Origin of the sequence: Micromonospora sp. NPDC051006 (genome assembly GCF_044456245.1) — a bacterium.
In the GTDB taxonomy this organism is placed as follows: domain Bacteria; phylum Actinomycetota; class Actinomycetes; order Mycobacteriales; family Micromonosporaceae; genus Micromonospora.
This window is the reverse complement of the sequence record NZ_JBITFP010000007.1, coordinates 60,012-85,598: the sequence shown is the minus strand read 5'-3', so window position 1 is coordinate 85,598 and position 25,587 is coordinate 60,012. Positions and strand designations below refer to the sequence as shown.

Genomic DNA, 25,587 nt, shown 5'->3' with positions numbered 1-25,587 from the left:
ACTCTCAGCCGGCCTCGCGCAGCTCCGCCAGCCGGGCCTCGATCTCGGCCAGCTCGGCGCGCAGCTTCTCGGCCTGCTGTTCCGCCTCGGCCCGCTCGGCGGCCAGGATCTGCTCGACCGCCTCGTGCACCCCGGGCACGTCGACCAGCGCCACCATGCGCAGCGCTTCAGCCGGCTTCACCACGTACGGCTTAGCGAGGGCCTTGCTGCCCTGCTGCGCCGCCACCGTCCACTCGCCGTCGGCGTAGGCCAGGGTCACCGTCAACCCGGCCGGTCCCTTCGGCTTCGCCGCCTTCACCGGCCGGCGCGCCGGCTTCGTCGCCTCCACCGTTTCCACCTTCGGCTCCTCTCGCCGCTCCGAGCGCTGCGCCGGCACCCGGTCCAAGACGAACTCCGGCTCCGCCACCGCCGGCGCCTCCTCGGCCGGCGGCTCCGCCGGCGCCTCGACCGGCTTACGCCCCGCGCCGCGCGGCGCCACCGCCACGTCGGCGGGGGAGAACGGCAACTCGTCACGACCGAACCGGACCACCACGAACTCGTCCGACGCCGTCGGATCGGTCAGCTCCACCACCTGACCGACCTGCCCGGCGATCTGCCCGGCCGCGGCGGTGAACACCACCTTCGGCTTACGGCCCGCCGCCAACGCCTCCCGGAAGCTGCGCACGTCGTCTTCGGACAACCCCTGGCCCGCGGCACTCATCTGCAACCTCTTCCGTACACCTGTTTGATTCCTGCTTTGATACCAGCCAGCTGCGACACCACCCGATCGGGGGGCTCAGCCGCCCAGCGCCCGCAACGCACGGTCCGCGTGCCCGGTCATGCTGAGCTCACTGTGGACCACCTCGATCACCCGCCGGTCCTGGCCGATCACGAAGGTCATCCGCTTGGTGCTCAACGGCCCCAACGGCAGCCGCCGCCGCACCCCGAACTGGTCCGCCACCGCACTGTCCGGGTCGGACAGCAGCGGATAGTCGAAGCCGTGCAATTGGGCGAACTCCGCCTGCTTCGCCACCGGGTCGCGGCTGATCCCCACCCGCTGCGCGCCCAGCGCCGCGAACTCCGCGGCCAGGTCCCGGAAGTGGCAGCTCTCCGCCGTGCACCCCCGGGTCATCGCCGCCGGATAGAAGAAGAGCACCACCGGCCCCGCGGCGAGCAGCTCCGACAACCGCCGCACCGCCCCGGTCTGGTCCGGCAGCGCGAAATCCTCCACCACGTCCCCGACATCCACCACCGCGCACCTCCACCTCGACACCGACGCGCGGCGAGCCTAAGGGATCAGCTCCACACCGCTGACACCTCGTCCAGCACCGAGGCCGCCTGCGCCCGCCCCGATCGCGCCGCGGCCGCCCGCCGCGCCGGGTCCAGCATGTTGCGCCCGATCGCCGAGCGCGCCGCAGCGTCCGGTGCCACCACCGCCACCTGCGCCCCCGCCGCCTGCAGCGCCGTCACCTGCGCCGACAGCCGAGGCATCGGCCCGAACGCGGCCGCGGTCGGCGCCAGCACCACCACCCGCTGCGCGCCGGCCGCCAGATCCGCGTTCACCGGCGAGCGCATCCCGCCGTCCACGTACCGCCGCTCACCGATGCTCACCGGCGGCCACACCCCGGGCACCGCGCAGCTGGCCCCCACCGCGTCCACCAGCGACACCCCGGACCCGGCTTCGAAGACCACGAACTCGCCGGAGGACGCGTCCACCGCCGTGACCAGCAACCGCCGCTGCGGCCACTCCCGCGCCGGCAGCCGCGACTCGATCACCGCCCGCCGCGACGCCTCCGACGGGGTACGCGCGGCCAGCGCCATCGCCCCGATCCGGGCCCGCGACCGGGCCGCGTCCCGGGTACGGCCACCCGCCCACACCAGCCGCGCCACCGCCGCGAACCCGAACCGCGCAGCCACCTCGCCCTGTGGCGGCGCCAACTGCGCGCCGTACGACTCCTCGACCGGTCGCCCCGAGCACAGCTGCGCGCCGACCACCGAACCGGCCGAGGTGCCCACCACCAGATCCGCGTCGGCCAGCTGCACCCCCCGCTCGGCCAGCCCGGCCAGCACGCCCCACTCCCACGCCACCCCGGTGACCCCGCCACCGCCCAGCACCAACGCCCGCGTCATGTGATCCTCGCCTCGCCGTCGCCACGTGCCGGTCACGGTAGCGTCGGCGCACCGGCAACGGCAGGGGAGAGGCTCGATGGGTTCCATCACCGTCATCACCGGCGGCAGCCGTGGCATCGGCGCCGCCACCGCCCGGCGTCTCGCGCGCGCCGGGCATGACATCGCCTTCGGCTACCGGCGCGACCACGACGCCGCCGCGGCGGTGCTCGCCGACGTCCGCGCCGCCGGCCGCCGTGGCCTCGCGCTGCCCGCCGACACCACCGACCCCGACCAGGTGGCCGCGCTGTTCGACGCGGCCGCCGACCTCGGCCAGCTCACCGGCCTGGTGAACAACGCCGGCATCACCAGCCCGATCGGCCCGTTCGTCGACCTCGACCCCGACGACCTGCGCCGCGTGGTCGACGTCAACCTCATCGGCTATGTGCGCTGCGCCCAGCACGCCGCCCGCCGGATGGGCACTGGCGCCGCCATCGTCAACGTCTCCTCCGCCGCCGCCACCCTGGGCAGCCCGGGCGAGTACGTGCACTACGCCGCCGTGAAGGCCGCCACCGACACCCTCACCATCGGTCTGGCCAAGGAGCTGGCCCCACGCGGCATCCGGGTCAACGCGGTCGCCCCGGGCATCATCCGCACCGACATCCACGCCGTCTCCGGCGTACCCGACCGCGCGGACTCCGCCGCCGGACGCGTTCCGCTCGGTCGCGCCGGGGAAGCCGACGAGGTCGCCGGGGCCATCGCCTGGCTGCTCGGCCCCGACGCCTCGTACACCACCGGCGCCGTGCTGCGCGTCGCCGGCGGCCTGTGACCGCAGGCGAACAGCACGGCGACGAACGACGGCCCGGGGCGCACGCCCCGGGCCGCCCACGTCAACTCGTGAACAACTTCGCCGCCGTGATCACCGTCTGGACCACCCCGTAGCCCAGCAGCACCGACACCACCAGCCAGGAAATCCACAACCGGGCCTGCTGCCCGCGCGGGTCCACCTCGTTCATCGCGTACCGCTCCTCTGCGCAGTCTCCGTCTCGACATCGCCCGCCACGTCCCGGGTCGCGGGTTCGTGGAACCGCTCCGGCACCGGGCGGATCAACAGGTTCGCGATGAATCCGACCGCCAGCACCCCGACCATCGTGAACAGCGCCGGCCGGTACGCCGCCGCCGTCAACGTCCCCGGCTCACCCTGCGCGTCGAGGAACCCGTTGACGATCAGCGGCCCGGCGATCCCCGCCGCCGACCACGCCGTCAACAGCCGACCGTGGATCGCGCCCACCTGGAACGTGCCGAACAGGTCCCGCAGATATGCCGGCACCGTCGCGAACCCGCCGCCGTAGAAGGAGAGGATCACGCACGCCAACAGCACGAACAGCGCCGTCGCCGCGTGCCCGACCAGCGCCAGCAGCGCGTACAGCACCATGCCGACGCCCAGGTAGACCAGGTAGATCGGCTTGCGGCCGATCACGTCCGACGTCGACGACCACGCGAACCGGCCGGCCATGTTGAACAGCGACAGCAACCCGACAAAGCCGCCCGCCGCGGCCACCGACACCGCCGAGGTCCCGTTGTCCCGGAAAAAGTCCTGGATCATCGGGCTGGCCTGCTCCAGGATGCCGATACCGGCGGTCACGTTGCAGAACAGCACCACCCACAGCAGCCAGAACGAGCGGGTCTTCACCGCGTTGGCCGCCGACACGTTCGCCGCGGTCACCAGCGGCTTCGCCGCGACCTGCGCCGGGTCGAAGCCCGCCGGGCGCCAGTCCGGCCCCGGCACCCGGACGTTGAACACCCCGAACATCATGATCAGGAAGTAGCCGACGCCCAACGTCACGAAGAGCCACACCAGCGCGCTGCCGGAGGCCGTCGAGCCCGCGTTCGCCGGGTCGTACCCGGGGTCGTAGAACGACAGCAGCTGCCGGGACAGTGGGGAGGCCACCATCGCGCCACCGCCGAAGCCCATGATCGCCAGCCCGGTCGCCAGGCCGGGCCGGTCCGGGAACCATTTGATCAACGTGGAGACGGGGGAGATGTAGCCGATTCCCAGCCCGATGCCGCCGAGCACGCCGTACCCCAGGTACAGCAGCCACAGCTGCCCGGTCGCGATGCCCAGCGCGCCGACCAGAAAGCCCGCCGCCCAGAAACACGCCGAGACGAACATCGCCTTACGCGGCCCGTTCGCCTCCACCCACGTGCCCGCCACCGCGGCCGACAGGCCGAGCATCACGATCGCGATGCTGAAGATGACCCCGATCGCGGTCTGACTCGCGTCGAAGTGCGCGATCAACGAGTTCTTGTACACGCTCGTCGCGTAGACCTGGCCGATGCAGAGATGGATCGCCAACGCCGCGGGCGGAATCAGCCAACGGCTGTAGCCCGGCGGCGCGACGGTGTGCCCACGATCGAGTGCGGAAAGCATGCGCTGCTTCCTCTCCGGTGATGGCGAGAAACCTTCCCGGAATTCATGCCCCTGATCAAGGCTCGCGGCAAACCCGCCCGGGGGTGGTCCGTCGCCGGACGGTTGACCCGGTGAGCCGAACGGTCACTGTGCGCCCCACCCACCACCGGCTCGCACCGTGCGGGCGCGTACGCCTGGTCTTCGGCGAGGTCGCCGACGTCGTCGACAGCCACACTCCCGTTCCGTGATCATGGGGGCATGAGCCAGTACTTCCAGGTCGGCACGCAGGTGCTGTGGAACCCGTCCAACAACGTCGCCGAACTCTTCGTCCGCACCGGCGACGCCCTCAGCCCGCTGGTCGGCCTGCCCACCGGCGTCGGCCCGAACGTCAACGACGGCTACGAGATCGACCTCGACGCCTTCGGTGCCTTCGTGACCGCGCTGGCCGACCGGTACCGCTCGAGCACCCACCTGATCCTGCGCTCGCTGATCGAGGGACACCTCGTGACCGCCGTCGTCATGCTGGGCCGAGCCGGTTGCGCCGTACCGGACCTCGACGCCACGGCCGCACCGCACCCGCGGGACGTCTCCGTCGGCCCGGCCGGCTTCGGCCGGCAGGCCGAGCCGGGCCGGCTGCGCGCGCTCGTCGCCGAGCACGCCCGCTCGATGCCCTGCTGATCCCGCGCCCCCGGGTGCGGCGGGCACCGGTGAGAATCACACCCATGCCGCTGACCGTCGCACCCGCCCTCGCCCCGGGCGGGATGGCCCGCCTGCCCCAGCCCGAGATCGCCGCGGACGGCCTACGGCTGAGGCCGTGGCAGCCGGACGACCGACCGGCCGTGCTCGCCGGCTACGCCGACCCCGCCATCCGGCGCTGGCACTGCCGCACAATGGACGACGACGAGGCCCGCGGCTGGATCGCCGCCTGGCCCGAGCGGTGGCGGCGGGAGACCGGCGCCGGCTGGGCCATGGTCGACGGCTGCGAGGTGCTCGGCCAGATCAGCCTGCGTCGACTCGAGCTCGCCGACGGCCTGGCGGAGGTTTCCTACTGGGTGCTGCCCGCCGCGCGGGGCCGGCGCAGCGCACCCCGCGCCCTGTCGGCGCTGGCCGGCTGGTGTTTCACCACTCTGGGGCTGCACCGGGTGGAGCTGTCCCACTCGACCGCGAACCCGGCATCGTGCCGGGTGGCCCAGCGCGCCGGCTTCCTCGCCGAGGGCACCATGCGTGGCGCGGCGCTGCACGCGGACGGCTGGCACGACATGCACGTGCACGCCCGCCTCGCCACTGACGCTGCCTGAAGACGGGCCGCCCCGCGCGGGAGAGGCAGCGCCGTCCGCGCCTTGGGCGCGGGTTGCTGGCACGACGGTGGGTTCGCGGTGTAACGCGGCGGCGCCGCCGGACCAATGAAGGGGTGCAACGGCGGCCCGAGGAGGGGACAGCCTATGAGTATCCCGAGTCCGGACGGCGATGACCTCGTCGCCATCGGCACGGATCCGGCGGCGTTCGAGGTGTTCTACCGCCGACATGTGGAGACGATCGGCCGGTTCGTCGCGCGTCGGGTCGACGACCCGCACACGGCGGCCGACCTGACGGCTGAGGTGTTCCTGGCCGTGATCGACTCCGCCGCTGGGTACCGGCCGGAGAGGGGCAGCCAACTGGCCTGGCTCTTCGGGGTCGCCCGCAACGTGATCGCCGCCGAGCACCGCCGGGTGGCCCGGCAGTTGCGAGCGAGCACGCGCGTGGCGGGACGCCGGCTGCTCGACGCGGACGACATCGCCCGGATCGAGGAGCGCATCGACGCCGAGTCGGCGGCCCGCCGCACCTATGAGGCCTTGCGGGGGCTGCCGGAGCGTACCCGCGCGCTGCTGGAACTCGTCGCCGTGGACGGCCTGTCGATGACGGACGCGGCCGGCGCGCTGGGAATGACCCCGGTCGCCGCCCGGGTCCGCCTGCACCGGGCCCGCCGCACCGTACGCCTGGCGCTCACTCACCCCGCACTCGTGCTGACGGAGGGACGATCATGATGACCGGCAACGGCTCGTCCTGGGGCAACTTCGAGGAACGCCTCCTCACCGAACTGAAGGAGCACGTCGGCGTCAGGGCGGCGGATGGGGCACTGGTCCGCTCGACCCGCTCCGGCCGGTGGCGTCCGTCGGGCTGGCGGCTGGCCGCGGTCGCCGGGCTGGTTGCCGTGGCGACCGTCGGCGGGCTGGTGGTCCAGACGACGGGCGACGCGCCGCCGACGGCGAGCGCCGCGCAGGTTCTCACCGACGCCGCGGCGGCGGCCCGGCAACAACCCGACCTGGTGGCGCGCCCGGGCCAGTTCCTCTTCGTCGAACTGCACGTCGCCCACCGGGATCGGCCGGATTCCGGCCCGTACATCTCGCAACGGCTCCAGCGGTGGGTGCCGGTCGGCGACGAGCCGACCTGGCAGCAGCGGAGGCGGTCGGCGGACCGCCCCGACGAGTGGCGGGACGACCCCGTCTCGCACCTGCCCCGGCCGCCCGGCTACTTCGTCGACCTGCCCACCGACCCGGAGCAGATGACCCGCTACCTGCGGGACCAGCCGCTTACGGTCCCGCTGCCCGCCGGCGCCGATCTGGAAGCCATCCGCAACGATCCTCAGACGCCGTTCGCCACCGGCATGTCGATGCTCGAGGGCTACCTGCCGCCTGAGTCGCTGGGTGCGCTGTTCCAGGCGATGGCCCAGGTGCCCGGAGCCCAGGTGCTGCCCGGCGAGATGCGCGACGCGGCGGGCCGGCGCGGAGTGGCGCTGCGGACGCCCGGCGTGTTCGGGGCCCACATCGACCTGATCTTCGACCCGGCCACCCACCGCTACCTCGGCACCCGCCGCGTCCTGGTACGGGACGGCAAGGAGTCGCTCTACAGCGACGTCGCCGTCGTCCGGATGGCGATCGTCGACCGGTCGGGGCAGGTGCCCTGAGCGGGCCGGCTTCCATAAGGAAGGTTTACAGTCCGAAGGCGGCGCGGGTAGCGTGCGGGTCAGATCGATCACCGCCGATCAGACGAGGCCTGGAGGTATCCGTGCGTCGCCGACCCACCACCATGACGCGGCTGCTGGCCATAGCCGCCCTCGGACTACCGTTCGTCCTCCCGGGCGCTCCGGCAGTCGCCACGCCCACCACCCCGACCCGACAACTGGGCGAGGTGATCCCCGCGCCGGTCGAGACCCGCCCCGACGCCCGGGGCACCTTCACGCTCGGCCGGCACACCGTCATCCGCACCTCGCCCGGCTCGGGTGCCGCCTGGCGGGTGGGCCGACAGCTCGCCGAGACGCTGCGCCCGGCGACCGGCTACCCGCTGCCCGTCCTGCCGGTGCGCGCCACGCCGCTGCCCGAGATCGCCCTGCTGCTGGGCGGCGCGGACGCACGCGTCAGTCAGGAGGGCTACCAGCTCGACGTCACCCGCCGCGGCGTGACGATCCGGGCGAACACCGCCGCCGGGCTCTTCGCCGGCACCCAGACACTGCGCCAGCTTCTGCCGGCCGAGATCGAGGCGTCGCAGCGGCAGCGGGTCACCTGGAGCGTTCCCGGCGGCCGGATCGTGGACTACCCGCGTTTCGCCTACCGGGGCGCGATGCTCGACCTGGCGCGGCACTTCCACACCGTCGACGAGATCACCGCCTACCTGGACCTGCTCAGCCAGTACAAAATCAACTACCTGCACCTGCACCTCAGCGACGACCAGGGCTGGCGCATCCAGATCGACTCCTGGCCGAGGCTCACCACGGTCGGCGGGGGCCCCGGCACCGGCGTCGACGGCGTCGGGCCTGGCTACCTCACCAAGGCCGACTACAAGGCGGTGGTCGCCTACGCCGCCGCCCGGCACATCACCATCGTCCCCGAGATCGACATGCCGGGACACACCAACGCCGCCCAGTCCACCTACGCCGAGCTCAACTGCGACGGGGTCGCGCCGGCGCCGCGTACCGACATCGCGGTCGGCTACAGCTCGCTCTGCATCGACGACGAGCTGACCTACCGCTTCGTCGAGGACGTCATCCGCGAGCTCGCGGCGATCACCCCCGGGCCGTTCCTGCACATCGGTGGGGACGAGGCCCACGCCACCACCGACGAGGAGTACCGCACGTTCATGACGCGGGTCCTGCCGCTGGTCGCGAAGTACGGCAAGCGCGCCTACGGCTGGAACGAGGTCATGCAGGTCGACCCGCCGACCGACGTGGTGGCCCAGTTCTGGGGCACCGGCACGACCAACGCCGACCTGGCCGAGGCCGCAGCCCGGGGCAACAAGGTGGTCATGTCGCCGGCGAACAAGGCGTACCTCGACATGAAGTACGACCGCAACACCCGCCTCGGCCTCTCCTGGGCGGCCTACATCGAGGTCCGCGACGCCTACGACTGGGACCCGGCGACCCGGGTCGCCAACGTCGGCGAGCAGTCGATCCTCGGCGTCGAGGCGCCACTGTGGTCGGAGACGCTGCGCAGCCTCGACGACATCGAGTACATGGCCTTCCCGCGGCTGCCCGCGATCGCCGAACTCGGCTGGTCGACGGCGGCCAGCCACGACTGGGAGTCGTTCCGGACGCGGCTGGGGGAGCAGGCGCCGCGCTGGCGGCTGCAGCAGGTCGACTTCTACCCGTCGCCGCAGGTGCCGTGGATCTGAGCAGGTGAGGTGGGGGTCCGGTTCGGACCCCCACCTCCGCGGTCGGCGCGCGTCCCGCCTCATCCGAGGATTCTCCGAGTGTATATACGCGAGGTATACCCTCGGTGTAGTCTCCTCGCATGAGCGTGCCACTGACCCTTCTCGGCCTCCTCGAACGAGAGCCCAGCCACGGGTACGACCTGAAACGCGACTACGACGCCTTCTTCGGGCGCGGCAAGCCCCTGCCGTTCGGCCAGGTCTACTCCACCCTCAGCCGCCTGGCCCGCGACGGCAAGGTGGTCATCAGCGACGTCGCCCCCGGCGCCGGCCCGGACCGCAAGCGCTACATCATCACCGACCTGGGCGCGACCGAGGTCGAGCAGTGGCTGACCCAGCCGGTCGAGCCGGAGCCTCACCTGCAGACGGTGCTCTTCGCCAAGGTCGTGCTCGCGCTGATGCTGGATCGTCCGGCCGACGACTACCTCGACACCCAGCGCAGCGCGCACCTGCATCGGATGCGCGAGCTCACCGAGGTCAAGCGCGCCGGCAACCTGGTCGACGCGCTGCTCGCCGACCACGGCCTCTATCACCTGGAGGCGGATCTGCGGTGGATCGAGATGACCGGCGCCCGGCTGGACGCCCTGCGGAAGGCGGTGCGGCCATGAGCGTCGTGATCGAAGCACGCGAGGTGGAGTTCTCCTTCGGTCGAACGCCCGCGCTGCGCGGCGCCAGCGTCGCCGTGGAGGCGGGCGAGATCCTCGCCATCATGGGTCCCAGTGGCTCGGGCAAGTCCACCCTGCTGCACTGTCTGGCCGGCATCCTCGTGCCCGACTCCGGTGAGATCCTCTTTGCCGGGGCCCGGATCGACACCATGGCCGAGACCGAACGCAGCAGCCTGCGCCGGGACCGGTTTGGCTTCGTGTTCCAGTTCGGCCAGCTCGTCCCCGAGCTCACCGCGGTGGAGAATGTCGCCCTGCCGCTGCTGCTCAGCGGCGTCCGCCGGGCGCAGGCGCTGCGCAAGGCGCGAGCCTGGTTCGAGCGCCTCGGCCTGGACGGCCTGGAGCAGCGCCGGTCCGGTGAGCTGTCCGGCGGGCAGGCGCAGCGCGTCGCCCTCGCCCGCGGCCTGGTCGCCGAGCCGCAGGTGCTCTTCGCCGACGAGCCGACCGGCGCGCTCGACTCGCTCACCGGCGAGCAGGTCATGGACCTGCTGGTCGACGCCGCCCGCGAGCAGGGCACCACGGTCATCCTGGTCACCCACGAGCCCAGGATCGCGGCGTACGCCGACCGTGAGGTCATGGTCCGCGACGGGCGTGTGAACGCGCCGGACCGGATCGCCTCATGATCGCCTTCGCGTTCCGCCTCGCCGTGGCCGGCGGCCGGGAGGCCCTCACCCGCCTGGTCGTCATCGCCGCCGCCGTCGCGGTCGGCACCGGGCTGCTGCTGACCACCCTCGCCGGGGTCAACGCCGTCAACGCGCAGCTCACCCGGTACGCGTCGGTGTATCCCAACGCCTCGACCGGCGGCGACGCCGACCCGCTGTGGTGGTCGACCCGGGACGACTACTTCCACGGCTGGCAGATAACCCGGATCGACGTCGCGGCGACCGGCCCGAACGCGCCCACCCCGAACGGCATTCCGGCCACCCCCGGGCCCGGGGAGTACTACGCCTCGCCCTCGCTGCGGACGCTGTTGGCCGCCCACCCGGCCGACCAACTGCGCGACCGCTACCCGGGGCGTGACCTCGGCGTCGTCGGCCCGGCGGCGCTGACCTCACCGGACACCCTGCTGGTCATCGTGGGCGGCACCCCCGACGAGGTCGCCAAGCTGCCCAACGCCAAGCAGGTCACCAGCGTCGGCGACAAACCCGCGCTCCCCGAGACCACGGTGAACCTCATCCTGGGCGTGATCGCCGGTGGGCTGCTCTTTCCGGTGCTGATCTTCATCGGCACCGCCACCCGGCTCAGTGCCGCCCGACGCGAGCAGCGCTTCGCCGCGATGCGCCTGGTCGGCGCGACACCGAAGCAGATCTCGGTGGTCGCCGCGGTGGAGGCGACCGCAGCGGCCGTCGCCGGCACCGCCGTCGGCTTCCTGCTGTTCTACGCGTTCCGCGGCCCGCTCGCGGGCATCCCGTTCACCGGCATGCCGTTCTTCCCCAGCGACATGTCGCTGGGCGTGCTGGACGTCCTGCTCGTCGCGCTCGGCGTCCCGGCCGGCGCCGCGGTGGCGGCCCAGGTGTCGCTGCGCCGCGTACGGATCTCGCCGCTGGGCGTCACCCGCCGGGTCACCCCCCGCGCCCCGCGTGCGTACCGGTTGATCCCGGCCCTGCTCGGTGTCGCGGTGCTGTTCTTCGCTCTCGGTTTCCGGCCCGAGACGTCCGACGGTCAGACGGCGGTGTTCCTGCCCGGCCTGCTGCTCATCATGGCCGGCCTGGTCTTCGCCGGCCCGTGGTTGACGATGGTCGGCGCCCGCGTCATGGCCCGGTACGCCAGTCGCCCGGCCACGCTCATCGCCGCGCGACGCCTCGCCGACAACCCGAAGGCCGGCTTCCGGGCGATCAGCGGGATCATGCTCGCGCTCTTCGTCACGAGCGTGGCCGTCGGCGTGATCACCACGATCGTCGCGAACCGCGGCCCGGCCCCGGTCGGCTCGACCGACGCGGGCACGGTGACAACCGTCTTCGACGAGAAGGCCTCGTCGGTGCCCGACACTCTCTTCGCCGACCTGCACGCGATCACCGGCGTGCGCTCCGCGACCGCGATCCGCGAGAACCCGGTCCTGACCGGCTCCAGCGAGGTCGGGGTGATCGCGTGCACCGACCTCCCGAGCGCGTACGGCCGGTGCGCCGAGGGCGCCACCGTCGCCGAGGTGCCGTCGGGCCTCAGCCTTTTCGGGGAATCGGCGTCGTCCACAAAGGTCTGGCACGCCGCGTCGGTCACGATCGACGATCTTCAGCGGCTGCCGGTGATGTCGATCGTCGTCGGCACGGACGGATCCGCCGCCGCCGTGGAGCGCACCCGCACCGTGCTCGAGAACGCCTACCCGACCTTCTGGGTGGGGCCGAACGTGCCCGGCGACTTCGAGTCGGACTTCGCCAACACGCTGCGCGGCTGGGAACAACTGGCCAACGTCGTCATCATCGCCAGCCTCGCGCTCGGCGGGTGCAGCCTCGCGGTCAGCGTGATCGGCGGTCTCACCGAGCGCCGACGTCCGTTCAGCCTGCTGCGCCTCAGCGGCGCACCGGTGCGGGTCCTGCGCAGGGTGGTCGCGCTGGAGAGCGCCGTACCGATGCTCGCCGTCACCGCCATCGCCATCGGGATGGGCTTCCTCGCCGCCCACCTGTTCCTCCGGGCGCAGATGGACTACACGCTCGTCGCGCCGGAACCGCGCTTCTACGTGATCATCGTCGTCGGGTTGGCCACCTGCCTCGGCGTCATCGCTGCCACGATGCCGCTGCTGGAGCGCGTCACCGGACCGGAGACCGCACGCAGCGAGTAGCCCTCCCACCTGGCGCGGCCGGGTGGGCGGGCGCACGGGCCGATCGGCGCCCCGTCACTGCGCACCCGGCCGCGGGGGGGGGGGGGGGGGGGGGGGGCGGGGGGGGGGGGGGCCCGGCCACGGCCCCCCCGGCCGCCCCCCCCGGGGCCCCCCGCCCCCGCGGCGACGCGGCCGTGCGGCCGGCTCAGCCGTTCGCCGCGGGCTGCTGCGGCGGCAGGTCGACCGGGTACGGCTGGTCGAAGTCGGCCGACCGGCTGACCTGCTCCCACGCGCTGGCCTCGGCGATCTGCTGCCGCGAGTAGTCCAGTGCCATCGTCGCCGCGAGGGCGCCGATCGGCAGGTGTGAGGGCAGGTCGCCGCGGTGCACCATGCGCACCAGGATCTCGGCGGCGCGCTTGGGGTCGCCGGCGGTCAGCAGCGGGTTGTTCTGCCGACGCAGGCCCACCGTGTCCGCGTACTCCGGCGGTACGTCGTGCACCGTCATCGACGAGCCCGCCCAGTCGGTGGCGAAGCCGCTGGGCTCGACGACGAGGGTGCGGATGCCGAACGGGGCCGTCTCGGCGGCGAGGACCCGGGTGAAGCCGTCGACGGCGAACTTCGCCGCCTGGTAGGAGCCCAGCCCGGGGCTGCCGCCGACCCGCCCGCCGATGGACGAGAACTGGATGATTGTGCCGCCGCGCTGCGCCCGCAGCACCGGCAGCGCCGCCTTCGACACGTGGTAGACGCCCCAGAAGTTCGTGTCGAACTGGCGTCGGAAGTCCTCGTCGGCGCCGGTTTCGATCGGTGCGAGGTTCGCGTATCCGGCGTTGTTGACGACCACGTCGATGCGGTCGAAGCGGTCGACCGCGGTCTGGATGGCGGCCACGGCCGCAGCCTGGTCACTCACGTCGAGGGCCACCGGCAGGATGCGGTCGCCGTACTGGTCGACCAGGTCAGAGAGCTGCTCAGGCGTCCGCGCGGTGGCGACGACCTGATCGCCGGCATCGAGCGCGGCGGTGGTGAGGGCTCGCCCGAAGCCGCGGGTCGAGCCGGTGATGAACCATGTCCTTGCCATGCATCTAGCGAAACACGGTTTCGTTATTAGTGCAACCGAGTTGTGTTAAGCTGGATGTGATGTTTCCGACCCCTCCGAAACGTGCCCGCAGCGGCGAGGCCAAGCAGCGTCGCGAACGCGCCATCCTCGACGCGGCGCGCTCCCTCGGCGCCCAGCGCACGGTCCGCGAGGTGACCCTCACCGACATCGCGGCAGCCGTCGGCATGCACAAGTCCGCCATGCTGCGCTACTTCGAGACCCGCGAGCAGATCTTCCTGACCCTCACCGCCGAGGGGTGGCGCGAGTGGTCCGCCGCCGTCCGCGCGGCCCTCGACACCCTCGACCCGGCCACCCCCGAGACCATCGGGGCCGCCCTCGCCGAGACGCTGACCGCTCGCCCCTTCTTCTGTGACCTGCTTTCCCAGGCCCCGCTGAACCTCGAACGCAACGTGTCACTCGACGCCGCCCACCGGTTCAAGACGATCGCCCTGAGCCAGGTCGCCGCGATCGTCGAGGAGTTGCGCCGGCACCTCGACGTCACCGAGCGCCAAGCGGTCGACGTCGTCGCCACCGCCACGAGCATGGCCGGCGCCCTCTGGCAGATGGCCGCCCCCGGCACCCAGCTGCGCACCCTTTACGAGACCCACCCCGAGCTCGCCCACGCCGCGGTCGACGTCGGCCCCCAGCTCACCCGCATCCTCACCGCGCTGCTGACCGGGATGCGGGCCGGCGCCGAAGCCACCACCTGACCGGCGGGCCCGCACCACCGGCGTGCCACGCCCACCGGGCGCGGGGCGTGGGCAACTGTCGGTCAGGTGTGGCACCATCCAGCACGTGACCAGCAGACCCGCCGAGGAGCAGCACCTGCGTGACCTCGCCCGGCTGCGCCGCGTCCGCGACCGCATCGACAGGGAATACGCCAAACCCCTCGACGTCGAGGCGCTCGCCCGCGGGGCCAACATGTCCGCTGGGCACCTCAGCCGCCAGTTCCGCCAGGCCTACGGCGAATCGCCCTACTCCTACCTCATGACCCGCCGCATCGAACGGGCGATGGCGCTGCTGCGCCGCGGCGACCTCACCGTCACCGAGGTCTGTTTCGCCGTCGGCTGCTCGTCGTTGGGCACCTTCAGCACCCGCTTCACCGAGCTGGTCGGGGTGCCGCCGAGCATCTACCGGGCCCAGGCCGCCCCCGCCACCGCGGAGATCCCCCCGTGCCTGGCCAAACAGGTCACCAGACCGATCAGGAATCGAGAAGCGCGGGCCAGCCAGCCGCAACTAGCGTGACGGCCATGAACATCACCATTCACTACGCCTTCCTCCCGCAGACCGACCCGGAGGCCGCCCTGGCCTTCTACCGCGACACCCTCGGCTTCGAGGTCCGCAACGACGTCGGCTACTCCGGGATGCGCTGGCTCACGGTCGGCCCCGCCGATCAGCCGGGCACCTCCATCGTCCTGCACCCGCCGGCCGCCGATCCCGGCATCACCGACGACGAGCGCCGCACCATCCTCGAACTGATCGCCAAGGGCAGCTACGGAGCCATCACCCTGGCCACCGACGACCTCGACGGCGTCTTCGAGCGACTGCAGGCCAGCGACGCCGAGGTCGTCCAGGAGCCCACCGAGCAGCCGTACGGTGTTCGCGACTGCGCCTTCCGCGATCCCACCGGCAACCTCATCCGCATCAACGAGCTGCGCTGAGCCGTCCCGCGCTCACCACCCTGGTCCGCACCACCGGCACAGATGGAGACACGATGAGCATGGCCACCCGGTCGCCCGGGCTGCACGACGCCGACAGCCACGATCTGATCCGCGTGCAGGGCGCGCGCGAGAACAACCTGAAGGACGTCAGCGTCGAGATCCCGAAGCGTCGGCTGACGGTCTTCACCGGCGTCTCCGGCTCGGGCAAGAGCTCGCTGGTCTTCGGCACCATCGCCGCGGAGTCGCAGCGGATGATCAACGAGACCTACAGCGCCTTCCTGCAGGGCTTCATGCCGACGCTGTCCCGCCCCGAGGTCGACATGCTCGACGGGCTGACGACGGCGATCATCGTCGACCAGGAGCGGATGGGCGCCAACCCCCGCTCCACCGTCGGCACCGCCACCGACGCCAACGCGATGCTGCGCATCCTCTTCAGCCGGCTCGGGCAGCCGCACATCGGCTCGCCCAACGCCTACTCGTTCAACGTCCCCTCGGTGAAGGCCAGCGGCGCCATCACCATCGAGCGCGGCGCCGGCAGGACGAAGACCGAGAAGGCGACCTTCAACCGTCTCGGTGGCATGTGTCCGCGCTGCGAGGGCATGGGCTCGGTCAACGACATCGACCTGGCCCAGCTCTACGACGACAGCAAGTCGCTCAACGAGGGCGCGCTCACCATCCCCGGCTACAGCATGGACGGCTGGTACGGCCGCATCTTCCGCGGCTGCGGCTACTTCGACCCCGACAAGCCGATCCGCAAATACACCAAGAAGGAGCTGTACGACCTTCTCCACAAGGAGCCGACCAAGATCAAGGTCGACGGGATCAACCTGACCTACGCGGGTCTCATCCCGCAGATCCAGAAGTCGTACCTGTCCAAGGACGTCGACGCCCTGCAACCGCACATCCGCGCCTTCGTCGAACGCGCGGTGACCTTCACGACCTGCCCCGAGTGCGACGGCACCCGCCTCACCAAGGAGGCCCGCTCGTCGAAGATCAACGGGAAGAACATCGCCGACGCCTGCGCGATGCAGATCAGCGACCTCGCCGACTGGGTCCGGAAACTCGACGAGCCCTCGGTGGCCCCGCTGCTCACCGGCCTACAGCACCTCCTCGACTCGTTCGCGGAGATCGGCCTGGGATACCTCTCGCTCGACCGGCCCGCGGGCACCCTGTCCGGGGGAGAGGCCCAGCGCACCAAGATGATCCGCCACCTCGGCTCCTCGCTCACCGACGTCACGTACGTCTTCGACGAGCCCACGATCGGCCTGCACCCCCACGACATCCAGCGCATGAACAACCTGCTGCTGCGACTGCGGGACAAGGGCAACACCGTGCTCGTGGTCGAGCACAAGCCCGAGACGATCGCGATCGCCGACCACGTCGTCGACCTCGGCCCCGGAGCCGGCACGGGCGGCGGCACCATCTGCTACGAGGGCCCCCTGGCGGGGCTGCGCAGCAGCGACACCATCACCGGACGCCACCTCGACGACCGGGCGAGCCTCAAGGAATCGGTGCGTGCCGCCGCCGGCGCGCTGGAGGTCCGCGGCGCGTCGACGCACAACCTCCAGGACGTGGACGTCGACATCCCGCTCGGGGTGCTCTGCGTCCTCACCGGCGTCGCCGGCTCCGGCAAGAGCTCGTTGATCCACGGCTCGGTCGCCGGCCGCGACGGCGTCGTGGTCATCGACCAGGGTGCCATCCGCGGATCGCGACGCAGCAACCCCGCCACCTACACCGGCCTGCTCGACCCGATCCGCAAGGCGTTCGCGAAGGCCAACGGCGTGAAGCCGGCTCTTTTCAGCTCCAACTCCGAGGGCGCCTGCCCCGCCTGCAACGGCGCCGGCGTCATCTACACCGACCTGGGCGTCATGGCCACCGTCGAAACCACCTGCGAGGAGTGCGAGGGCCGGCGTTTCCAGGCATCGGTGCTGGAGTACACACTGGGCGGCCGCAACATCGCCGAAGTGCTCGCGATGTCGGTGACCGAGGCCGAGGAGTTCTTCGGCGACGCAGAGGCCCGCACGCCGGCCGCCCACAAGATCCTCGACCGGCTCGCCGACGTCGGGCTCGGCTACCTCACCCTCGGCCAGCCACTCACCACCCTCTCCGGCGGCGAGCGCCAGCGGCTCAAGCTGGCCACCCAGATGGCCGAGAAGGGTGACATCTACATCCTCGACGAGCCGACCACCGGCCTGCACCTCGCCGACGTCGCGCAACTGCTCGGGCTGCTCGACCGGCTCGTCGACTCCGGCAAGTCCGTCATCGTCATCGAACACCACCAGGCGGTCATGGCCCACGCCGACTGGATCATCGACCTCGGACCGGGCGCCGGCCACGACGGCGGCCGGATCGTCTTCGAGGGCACCCCCGCCGACCTCGTCGCCGCCCGCGCCACCCTCACCGGCGAACACCTCGCCGACTACGTCGACCACTGACCGAGAACGCCGCACCGCCACCCGCAGCCCGAGGCGGGGAGGTCACCGCACCGCCCCGCCCGGCCGGGCCTTCTTCCGCCCCGCCACCGGAGGCTAGGCTTCGACGCATGTCCAGCTGGCGATGGCACGGCCGGGCGGCGAACACGGCCCTGATACTCGGAGTCGGCCTGGTCGCCCTCGTCGGCCTGCTGGCCCAGTCACGTGGCATCGACACCACCAACGACTGGGCGGCGCTGCTGGCCGTGCTGGCCTCCACCGGCGCGCTCCACCTGCGCCGCCGTCACCCGGTGGCGGTGGGCGTGGTGGCGCTGGCCGCCGTCGGCGCGTACGGGGCGTTGCTGCACCGCCCCGGCCCCATCATGCTGGTCTTCGTCGTCGCGCTCTACACCGTCGTCGACGAGGGCCACCTCGCGGTCGCCATCGGGCTCGGTGTCGCCTCCGTGGCCGCCTTCGCCCTCGCCGACGACTACGACCCCACCGCCAACACCGCGAACGGGGCCACGCTGCTGCACGCCGGCTGGCTCATCGCGGTCATCGTCGGCGTGACCCGCAACCGCCGGGCCTACCTCGCCGAGGCGCAGGCCCGCACTCTCGCCGCCGAGCAGGGCAGGGAGGAGGAGGCCCGGCGCCGGGCCACCGAAGAGCGGCTGCGCATCGCCCGCGAGCTGCACGACGCCCTCGGCCACCACCTGTCACTGATCAACGTGCAGGCCAGCGCCGCGCTGCACCGCCCCGACCCCACCCGCTCCCTGCAGGCGCTCACCGCCATCAAACAGACCAGCAAGGAGACGCTGCGCGAGTTGCGCACGACGCTCGGCATCCTGCGGCAGGAGGGCGAGGCGCCGAAGACGCCCGCACCCGGCCTGAACCGCCTCGACGAACTGGTCAGCACGGCCGGGCACTCCGGGCTGGCGATCCGCACCGAACTCACCGAGACCCGGCCGCTGCCGCCGGAGGTCGACCTGGCGGCGTACCGGATCGTCCAGGAGGCGCTGACCAACGTGACCCGGCACGCCGGCGCGACCACCGCGGTGATCCGGGTCCGACCCGACCGCGACGACGTGCTCGTGGAGGTCGACGACGACGGCACCGGCACACCGGGCCGGCCCGGCAACGGCATCCTCGGCATGGGGGAGCGGGCCCGAGCGCTGGGCGGCTCGCTCACCACCGGCCCCGGGCCGGACGGCGGCTTCCGGGTGCACGCCCGCCTCCCGCTGCGGCCCATACCGGCGGGAGCGCCAGCGTGATCCGGGTGCTGCTCGCCGACGACCAGACCCTGGTACGCGCCGGCTTCCGATCCATCCTCGACGGCGAGGACGGCATCGAGGTGGTCGGCGAGGCCGTCGACGGCGCCGAGGCGGTCCGGCTCGCCCGGCAGCTGCGACCGGACGTCGCCCTGCTCGACATCCGGATGTCGCGGCTGGACGGCCTGGCGGCCACCCGGGAGATCACCGCGAACTCCGACGTCCGCGTGATCATCCTGACCACGTTCGACCTGGACGACTACGTCTACGGCGCGCTGCGCGCCGGCGCCAGCGGTTTCCTGGTCAAGGACACCGAGCCGGCGGAGCTGATCCACGGGGTGCGGGTGGTGGCCCGCGGTGACGCGCTGCTCGCGCCGTCGATCACCCGCCGGCTGATCTCCGAGTTCGCCGCCCGGGCCACGCACCCGGACCCGCGGCCACGGCTGAACGCGCTCACCGAGCGGGAACGTGAGGTGATGGCGCTGGTCGCCACCGGCCTCTCCAACGACGAGATCGCGGCGCGGCTGGTGCTGAGCCCGGCCACCGCGAAGACGCACGTCAGCCGGATCATGACCAAGGCCCAGGTCCGGGACCGGGCCCAGTTGGTGATCCTCGCGTACGAGTCGGGCCTGACCGTCCCCGGCTGGCTCGCCGGCACCTGACAACAACCATCCGGGGACGCCACCCCGAGCTGTACGGCGATCGTCCGCCCGAGCAGGCCGGCCTTCACGCGCCTGCTCGGGCCGCATGGACACGCACGTGCCCGAGCTGCCCGGCGGACGCCCGCCGCGCCGCCTGCCGGGCGTTGGTGCCGGGTCAGTTGGTGCGGCGGGCGCGGGCCAGAGCCAGCCCACCGAGGACGATGCCGATCAGCCCCACCACCAGGGCCACGTAGGCCCCACCTCGGCCGTTGCCGGTGCCGATGCCACTGTCGGAGGTGGCCACCACCAGCCCGCCGAGGACGATGCCGATCAGCCCTGCCACCAGGGCCATGAGGGCGCCGCCGCGCCCGTTCGCGGTGCCGATCCGGGTGGCGGGACGGGCCAGAGCCAGCCCACCGATCACCACGCCGATCAACCCCACCACGGCGGCCACGGAGGCCCCGAGTCGCCCGGCGCTCATGGCGAAAACATCGGCGGCGGCCGGCTGGACCGAGACGTGCGCGGCCGCCGGTGCGGCGAGCCCGAACCCCCCGAGCAGGGCGGCTGAGGTGGCGGCAAGCAGGTGACGAACGTACATCTAGGATCCCCTTCGCTCGCTTGACGGGTACAGGCGGCAGCGTATGTACCGGCGTGGTCACTCGTCGTCATGCCGGAGTTGGCTGTGGGCGTACCACCCGGGTTGTCAGCGCTCGGGGCGGCGTACCCCCGCAGTTGTCTCCTCCGGCGAGCTGATCAGAGCTCAGCAGCAGGCGATCGCCGATATCTCGGATCGGACTGTTTGCATGGTCATCACCGGAACGGCCCGTACAGCACGACATTTGTCGTAGCGGAGGAGAACCTCTTCGCTACGGATGGTCATTGACCCGTCCGATCGATATAGATCACGCTGCATTAACCATGCATCTCTGGAGCTGACGGAGGTAGGGACATGGCAGTTGTGCGGCGATTGCTAGCCGTCGGAACTGTTGTCGGGGTGGTGATCATGAGTGCGCCCGCGGCGGCGAGTGCCACGGCGGACACACCCGGAATCGTGATCGAGAATGGAGTGACGCAACCGGTCTTCTCGTACGGCGAGGCGGTCCAGGAGGTCGTCTACGTCGAGGCACCGATGGACAGCGACGCCGACGGCCGCCGGGATCTGATCGAGGTCGACGTGATCCGGCCGGCGGAGACCGAGGCGGGCATGCGGGTGCCCACCATCATGGAGGCCAGCCCGTACTACGGCCGGGACGCCGGTGACCCGCTGCCGGATCAAACCCGCGGCTTCCCCGGCTGGTGGGACGAGTACTTCGTCCCCCGGGGCTACGCCGTCGTCCAGGTGGAGATGCAGGGCACTTCGCGCTCCTTCGGCTGCCCAACCACCGGCGGACCCGAGGACACAATCAGCATCAAGGCGGTTGTCGACTGGCTCAACGGCCGCGCGCCGGGCTTCCACCACGACGGAAGCGCGGCGATCGCCGACTGGAGCACCGGCAACGTGGGGATGCAGGGTGTGTCCTACGTCGGCACCCTGCCCAACGCGGTCGCCACCCAGGGCGTGCCCGGCCTCCGGACCGTGGTGCCCATCTCCGCGATCTCCAGCTGGTACCGGTACGTGAACGACCAGGGGATCGCCTGGTCGACCTGGAGCGAGAACGTCGACAACCGGTACACCGAGTACCTCGCGGACTATGTGTCTGTCGGCCGGACGCTACCGGGATCGGTGACGGCACCGGCCTGTGAGTCGGTCATCACCGGAATCGGCGACGCCGAGGAGGCCAGCGCCTCCGACTTCACCCCGTTCTGGCAGGAGCGGAACTACCTGCCGGACGCCAACAAGATCAAGACGGTCGACACGTCCGTGTTCATGGTGCACGGCCTCACCGACTTCAACGTCAAGACCATGCACTTCGCCGACCTCTGGCGTGAGGTCGAGAAGCGCCAGATGCCCCGCAAGATCTGGCTCCACCGCGGCGCGCACGTCAACCCGACCAGCTTCCGCCTCACGGAGTGGCAGGCGGTCATGCACAGGTGGATGGACCACTGGCTGCATGACATCCCCAACGGGGTCATGAACGAGCCGATGGCGGACATCCAGCGTCCCGACGGCACCTGGGAAACCCACTCGAACTGGCCGGACGCAGACGCCAAGAACGTGAACCTGCGCTTCGGTCCGACGACGGCCGACGCGGCGGGCACCCTGTCGCTCGACGCGCCGAACGGCAACCCCTCGCAGAACTTCGTCGACCAGATCGAGTCGCAGGCAGTCAAGATCGGAAACGCCGAGCAGACCAAGCCCGGCCGGCTCGCGTACGTGACCCCTCCGCTCGCGGCGGACGTACGCCTCTCCGGCACGCCGCAGCTGGCGGTCCGGATGTCGACAACGGGCGAGACGGCGCTGCTGTCGGCCCTTCTCGTCGACTACGGCGCGGGGCCGACCGTCGCCCTGGCGGGCAAGGACCCGCTGGAGGTAGTGCAGGAGTCCTGCGAGCCCGCGGACCTGGCCGGTCGGACCGGATGCGCCGAGCCGATGGAGGCGAGCGTCGAGATCACGCCGGAGCGCGTCCTGGCCTGGGGCCACATCGACGTGAAGAACTCGCCCGACCTTCGGCAGAGCCACGCGCTGACGCCGGGCGAGGAGTACAACGTGCGGTGGAAGACCCTCCCGTCCGAGCACGTCATCCCGGCCGGGCACCGGATCGGCGTCGTCATCACCGGTAACTACAACGCGAACCCGACGTCGAACCGCCCGGCGCGCGACGCGGCCGCGGTGGGCAGCCAGGTCACCGTGTACCTCAACGGCAGTGCCCTGACGCTTCCCGTCGTGGGGGGCACGGACGTCCTGGGCTTCTGACCAGGAAGTCCCGTTGTTGACTGCGTGAACGAGCGGACGGTCCCTCGCCAGGGCTTGGCGCCGGGGTGAGGGACCGTCCGCCCGGTGACGCGTCATGCCGCCTCGAGCCTGCAGCCGGCCTTGCGGCTGGGACGAACTTTTCATCATCTGAGCAAAAGTTAACGCGTGGTCGACGAATGTCATCCCCCTGATCACGCACCGTACTCGACCTTGACACCCACAGTAGGACGTTGTTGGCTCGGCAGCCAACGGAGCTGTGCATGCCCATGCGGCAGAAGGGACAACGATGCGTCGACGTGCATTCCTGGGTGGGGTGGCCGGCGTTGGGGCAGGTGCGTTACTGCCCTCGCTGGCTCACGCCGACCCGCAGTCCATCCCCAACGGTCCATGGAACCAACCAGAGCAGGTCGTCCAGAAGGCGGCACTCACCGCCAACACGGAACTCGGCCCGAAGCTCGAGCAGATCGCGGCCCGGTCGAAGGGCCGCATGGCGGTGGAGGTCGTGGGGCGATCCGCGGCCGGCTGGCCCATCCACCTCGCCCGGTTCGGAGAGCCGTCGTCCGGCAAACTGCCTGTCCTCATCCAGACCCAGATCCACGGCGGCGAGCCGCTGGGCACCGAGGTCGTGCTGCATCTCATGCAGACCCTCGCCACCAGTTCGCACCCGACCGTACGCGGGATCCTGGACCGACTCGCCCTGTGGTTCATCCCGCGACTGAACATGGACGGTGCGGACTTCCGCAACGCCGAAGGCTTCCTCGTGCAGCGCCGGCAGAACACGCAGGCGTGGACGCCGGGTGAGTGGGGTCTGGTGGGCGGGACGCCGGCACCGTGGTACCTGCCTCGATCGCTGCTGCAGCCCGGCAGCGTCTCCGGTTACGACATCAACCGCGACTTCCACCCCGACCTGACCTTCCGGTTGCGGCCCGGAGACGAGCCGCTGCTGCCCGGGGCGTCGGAGCTGCCCGGCTTCTTCGTGACACCGGAGGCGCGCACGTCAGCCGCGGTCTTCCAGCGACTACGCCCGTGGTTCTTCATCGATCATCACCACCGCGGCAGCAACACCCAGTCGGAGACCGACAACCAGCTCACCACCCTGCAGGTCATCGGCCTCGTCACGCAGGGGACGGCGGCGTTTCCGCTCGACCCGGCCGTGCGCGATCTCAGCTTCCGGGTCAACGTGCTGGTCTGGGACAAGCTGCGCGCCCTCGGCAACTCGCCGTTCGGCGGAATCACCCGCTACCCCGACGTCGAGCTACCCGGTACGGCGCTCGGATCGTACGCGCTCAACGGCTCCGGGATCATGCTCTACGAGACGCGTTCGGTCGCCCAGAAGTCGATGGGCATGCTGATCCGGCAGTCGCTGATCGGCATGGGCGCCACGCTGGAAGCGGTCGCGTTCGATCAGCTCGACACCATCGACCCGGCCAGGTATCTCGACATCCCGCCGGCCGGGCCGTCCATCGGCAACCCGCGTTCCGACCTCTGAGAAAGGCGCGACGATGCGCAGAATCCTGACCACGATGACCGTGGCCAGCCTGCTGGCCGCCGGATTGACCACTGCTACGCCCGCGCTCGCGCAGAACCCGGGCGGGCCCTGCCTCCAGCCGGGGCAGACCGTCAGCCTGTCAAGCGTCGCCGGGTACGCCGACGTTGTCCAGCAGCTCAACCAGATCGAGCGGACGAGCAACGGCCGCGTGGCCGTCGACTCCGCCGGGACGTCCGGCGAGGGACGTGAGTTGTTCTACGCGACCGTGGGCACCGGGCCGACCACCTTCTGGCTGCAGGCCCGCATCCACGGCAATGAGTTGCACAGCACCGAAGCCGTCCTGCAGATCCTCAAGTACCTCGCCGGTGGTTCCCCCGAGGCACGGGCCATCCGGGAAAAGCTCACCGTCGTGGTCATCCCGATGTACAACCCGGACGGCAGCGAGGCCAACATCCGGCAGAGCACCACCCCGACCCGGGTCGACCTCAACCGCGACTGGGAGAACTTCGCCCAGCCCGAGTCGGTGGCGTTCTGGAAGCTGTGGCGTGACGTCGCCCCAGAGCTGGCACTCGACCTGCACCACATGAGCGAGGCGCCGGTGGTGGCGGGGACCGACGACCTCAACCAGTTTCAGATCGGTGCCCGCTCGATCGCCCCGAACCGGATGACGGATGAGCAGTGGCGCACCAACCGGCAGATGGCCATGGTCAGCGTCGAGGCGCTGGACCGGTACGGGCTGGCCAACGTTGCGCACTACCCGCTCATCGACATCACCAACGCGGTGTTGAGCCGGATGCTGATGGGCGGCACCGCGCCCGCTGGTGAGCAGCCGGTGCCGGGTACGCCGACCAAGGGCGCGATCTTCTATGAGGTGCGCTCGGTCGGGCAGAAGAGCAACGGGCAGCTCGAGAACCTGTTCCGGGTGCCGACGATGGCGGTGCTCCTGGCTGCCGCTGACGGTTCGCTGGCCGGGCAGGACATCTCGGCGTACCCGGCCGTGCCGTTCGCCGAGTCCGGGACCTGCGGTCAGTTCTGATCCCTACCGCACACCGGCGCCCGCAGCCGTGGCTGACCGCGGCGCAGGGGAGGGGCCCCCGGTCACCGGCTCGGTGACCGGGGGCTCCTCCGCGTCAGTCGAGGTCGAACCGGTCCAGGTTCATGACCTTGACCCACGCCGCGACGAAGTCCTGGACGAACTCCTGCGCGATGGCGCGGAGCTGGGAGCTCGCGCCGAAGACGAAGAAGGAGACGTGCACGGCCGGGTGATCCGCATCGGCCGCGAGGCCCTGCGCTAACCAACGACGACGAGATCGTCGACCGGGCGGTCGCCGTGCAAGCCCTCGCCGGCCGGCCTGTCCGGCTGGTCACCTACGACACGAAGATGGCCATGCGCGGCCGCCACGTCGGTCTGCGGGTGCACAGGCTGGAACAGGCGGAGAAGGAAAAGGAAGACGAGAAGCAGCCGCGGCGGCGCCGTGGCCGAACCCCCTGACCGGCGTCGGCCTGTAACGGCGGCCTCCCCTTGCGGGCGGACCTGACCAGCACTGCCGTTGGCTTTGGGTTGGAAATTACGGACGG

Annotated in this window: 27 protein-coding genes; 19 read left to right on the top strand and 8 right to left on the bottom strand. The window is 71.3% G+C overall.

From position 1 onward, the window contains the following. Positions 1-4: 4 nt before the first annotated feature. From ACIBBA_RS14330 to ACIBBA_RS14320, 3 genes are all read right to left on the bottom strand, one after another. Positions 5-700: a hypothetical protein gene (locus ACIBBA_RS14330; protein WP_396697204.1), complete on the bottom strand. Its 696-nt coding sequence runs from the start codon at positions 698-700 to the stop codon at positions 5-7. Between the two features lie 75 nt (positions 701-775). Then, positions 776-1,231: a peroxiredoxin gene (locus ACIBBA_RS14325; protein ID WP_396697202.1), complete on the bottom strand. Its 456-nt coding sequence runs from the start codon at positions 1,229-1,231 to the stop codon at positions 776-778. A gap of 44 nt (positions 1,232-1,275) precedes the next feature. Beyond that, positions 1,276-2,109: a patatin-like phospholipase family protein gene (locus ACIBBA_RS14320; protein WP_396697200.1), complete on the bottom strand. Its 834-nt coding sequence runs from the start codon at positions 2,107-2,109 to the stop codon at positions 1,276-1,278. 76 nt (positions 2,110-2,185) lie between these two features. Between ACIBBA_RS14320 and ACIBBA_RS14315 the strand changes: the two genes are divergently transcribed. Then, positions 2,186-2,914: an SDR family oxidoreductase gene (locus ACIBBA_RS14315; RefSeq protein WP_396697198.1), complete on the top strand. Its 729-nt coding sequence runs from the start codon at positions 2,186-2,188 to the stop codon at positions 2,912-2,914. 61 nt (positions 2,915-2,975) lie between these two features. Here the strand turns inward: ACIBBA_RS14315 and ACIBBA_RS14310 are convergent, their stop codons facing one another. Together ACIBBA_RS14310 and ACIBBA_RS14305 are read right to left on the bottom strand one after the other, a co-directional pair. Then, positions 2,976-3,101, bottom strand: a complete 126-nt coding sequence (locus tag ACIBBA_RS14310) for a hypothetical protein (protein ID WP_350874432.1) — start codon at positions 3,099-3,101, stop codon at positions 2,976-2,978. Continuing rightward, positions 3,098-4,516, bottom strand: a complete 1,419-nt coding sequence (locus ACIBBA_RS14305; RefSeq protein ID WP_396697196.1) for an OFA family MFS transporter — start codon at positions 4,514-4,516, stop codon at positions 3,098-3,100. Before ACIBBA_RS14305 ends, ACIBBA_RS14310 begins: the two co-directional genes overlap by 4 nt. A 237-nt stretch (positions 4,517-4,753) precedes the next feature. Here ACIBBA_RS14305 and ACIBBA_RS14300 point away from each other — a divergent pair, with 237 nt between their 5' ends. From ACIBBA_RS14300 to ACIBBA_RS14265, 8 genes are all read left to right on the top strand, one after another. Further along, complete coding sequence (locus ACIBBA_RS14300) at positions 4,754-5,173, top strand: DUF6086 family protein (RefSeq protein ID WP_396697193.1); 420 nt, start codon at positions 4,754-4,756, stop codon at positions 5,171-5,173. Positions 5,174-5,217: 44 nt separating this feature from the next. Further along, positions 5,218-5,793: a GNAT family N-acetyltransferase gene (locus ACIBBA_RS14295; protein WP_396697191.1), complete on the top strand. Its 576-nt coding sequence runs from the start codon at positions 5,218-5,220 to the stop codon at positions 5,791-5,793. Between the two features lie 144 nt (positions 5,794-5,937). Continuing rightward, positions 5,938-6,519 (top strand): RNA polymerase sigma factor, encoded by a 582-nt coding sequence (locus ACIBBA_RS14290; protein ID WP_396697189.1) that lies wholly within the window; start codon positions 5,938-5,940, stop codon positions 6,517-6,519. Beyond that, a complete protein-coding gene (locus tag ACIBBA_RS14285) occupies positions 6,516-7,439 on the top strand; it encodes a CU044_5270 family protein (protein ID WP_396697187.1) in 924 nt (307 codons plus the stop codon). Before ACIBBA_RS14290 ends, ACIBBA_RS14285 begins: the two co-directional genes overlap by 4 nt. Before the next feature lie 101 nt (positions 7,440-7,540). Continuing rightward, positions 7,541-9,139 carry a beta-N-acetylhexosaminidase gene (locus tag ACIBBA_RS14280; RefSeq protein WP_396697185.1) on the top strand — a complete coding sequence of 533 codons (1,599 nt, stop codon included), beginning with the start codon at positions 7,541-7,543 and terminating at the stop codon, positions 9,137-9,139. Between the two features lie 119 nt (positions 9,140-9,258). Next, positions 9,259-9,783 (top strand): PadR family transcriptional regulator, encoded by a 525-nt coding sequence (locus tag ACIBBA_RS14275; RefSeq protein ID WP_396697183.1) that lies wholly within the window; start codon positions 9,259-9,261, stop codon positions 9,781-9,783. After that, positions 9,780-10,460, top strand: coding sequence for an ABC transporter ATP-binding protein (locus ACIBBA_RS14270; RefSeq protein WP_396697181.1), 681 nt, complete (start codon positions 9,780-9,782; stop codon positions 10,458-10,460). Before ACIBBA_RS14275 ends, ACIBBA_RS14270 begins: the two co-directional genes overlap by 4 nt. Then, entirely contained in the window at positions 10,457-12,613 is a 2,157-nt protein-coding gene (locus tag ACIBBA_RS14265) for an FtsX-like permease family protein (protein ID WP_396697179.1), read from the top strand. Before ACIBBA_RS14270 ends, ACIBBA_RS14265 begins: the two co-directional genes overlap by 4 nt. Before the next feature lie 184 nt (positions 12,614-12,797). Here ACIBBA_RS14265 and ACIBBA_RS14260 read toward each other — a convergent pair whose 3' ends face one another. Next, complete coding sequence (locus ACIBBA_RS14260) at positions 12,798-13,667, bottom strand: SDR family NAD(P)-dependent oxidoreductase (RefSeq protein ID WP_396697177.1); 870 nt, start codon at positions 13,665-13,667, stop codon at positions 12,798-12,800. Between the two features lie 59 nt (positions 13,668-13,726). On the opposite strand from ACIBBA_RS14260, the gene ACIBBA_RS14255 reads away from it, so the two are divergent. From ACIBBA_RS14255 to ACIBBA_RS14230, 6 genes are all read left to right on the top strand, one after another. Next, the gene (locus ACIBBA_RS14255) at positions 13,727-14,395 is read left to right on the top strand and encodes a TetR/AcrR family transcriptional regulator (RefSeq protein ID WP_396697175.1); all 669 of its coding nucleotides are present in this window, start codon (positions 13,727-13,729) and stop codon (positions 14,393-14,395) included. An 85-nt stretch (positions 14,396-14,480) separates the two neighbouring features. Next, positions 14,481-14,930: a helix-turn-helix transcriptional regulator gene (locus ACIBBA_RS14250; protein WP_396697173.1), complete on the top strand. Its 450-nt coding sequence runs from the start codon at positions 14,481-14,483 to the stop codon at positions 14,928-14,930. A gap of 5 nt (positions 14,931-14,935) precedes the next feature. Further along, positions 14,936-15,346 (top strand): VOC family protein, encoded by a 411-nt coding sequence (locus ACIBBA_RS14245; RefSeq protein WP_357058616.1) that lies wholly within the window; start codon positions 14,936-14,938, stop codon positions 15,344-15,346. Positions 15,347-15,399: 53 nt separating this feature from the next. Next, positions 15,400-17,781, top strand: a complete 2,382-nt coding sequence (locus tag ACIBBA_RS14240; protein WP_396697171.1) for an ATP-binding cassette domain-containing protein — start codon at positions 15,400-15,402, stop codon at positions 17,779-17,781. A 107-nt stretch (positions 17,782-17,888) separates the two neighbouring features. Beyond that, a complete protein-coding gene (locus tag ACIBBA_RS14235; protein ID WP_396697169.1) occupies positions 17,889-19,028 on the top strand; it encodes a sensor histidine kinase in 1,140 nt (379 codons plus the stop codon). Continuing rightward, entirely contained in the window at positions 19,025-19,687 is a 663-nt protein-coding gene (locus ACIBBA_RS14230) for a response regulator (RefSeq protein WP_396697167.1), read from the top strand. The genes ACIBBA_RS14235 and ACIBBA_RS14230 overlap by 4 nt, the downstream gene beginning before the upstream one ends. Before the next feature lie 154 nt (positions 19,688-19,841). Here ACIBBA_RS14230 and ACIBBA_RS14225 read toward each other — a convergent pair whose 3' ends face one another. Next, positions 19,842-20,264 (bottom strand): DUF6223 family protein, encoded by a 423-nt coding sequence (locus ACIBBA_RS14225; protein WP_396697165.1) that lies wholly within the window; start codon positions 20,262-20,264, stop codon positions 19,842-19,844. A 405-nt stretch (positions 20,265-20,669) separates the two neighbouring features. On the opposite strand from ACIBBA_RS14225, the gene ACIBBA_RS14220 reads away from it, so the two are divergent. From ACIBBA_RS14220 to ACIBBA_RS14210, 3 genes are all read left to right on the top strand, one after another. Next, a complete protein-coding gene (locus tag ACIBBA_RS14220; protein ID WP_396697163.1) occupies positions 20,670-22,520 on the top strand; it encodes a CocE/NonD family hydrolase in 1,851 nt (616 codons plus the stop codon). Between the two features lie 286 nt (positions 22,521-22,806). Further along, a complete protein-coding gene (locus tag ACIBBA_RS14215) occupies positions 22,807-24,009 on the top strand; it encodes a M14 family zinc carboxypeptidase (RefSeq protein WP_396697161.1) in 1,203 nt (400 codons plus the stop codon). 13 nt (positions 24,010-24,022) lie between these two features. Beyond that, the gene (locus tag ACIBBA_RS14210; RefSeq protein ID WP_396697159.1) at positions 24,023-25,045 is read left to right on the top strand and encodes a M14 family zinc carboxypeptidase; all 1,023 of its coding nucleotides are present in this window, start codon (positions 24,023-24,025) and stop codon (positions 25,043-25,045) included. A gap of 94 nt (positions 25,046-25,139) precedes the next feature. Here the strand turns inward: ACIBBA_RS14210 and ACIBBA_RS14205 are convergent, their stop codons facing one another. Further along, complete coding sequence (locus tag ACIBBA_RS14205) at positions 25,140-25,265, bottom strand: hypothetical protein (RefSeq protein WP_396697500.1); 126 nt, start codon at positions 25,263-25,265, stop codon at positions 25,140-25,142. 74 nt (positions 25,266-25,339) lie between these two features. Here ACIBBA_RS14205 and ACIBBA_RS14200 point away from each other — a divergent pair, with 74 nt between their 5' ends. Further along, positions 25,340-25,501 (top strand): hypothetical protein, encoded by a 162-nt coding sequence (locus ACIBBA_RS14200; RefSeq protein WP_396697157.1) that lies wholly within the window; start codon positions 25,340-25,342, stop codon positions 25,499-25,501. Positions 25,502-25,587 lie beyond the last annotated feature (86 nt).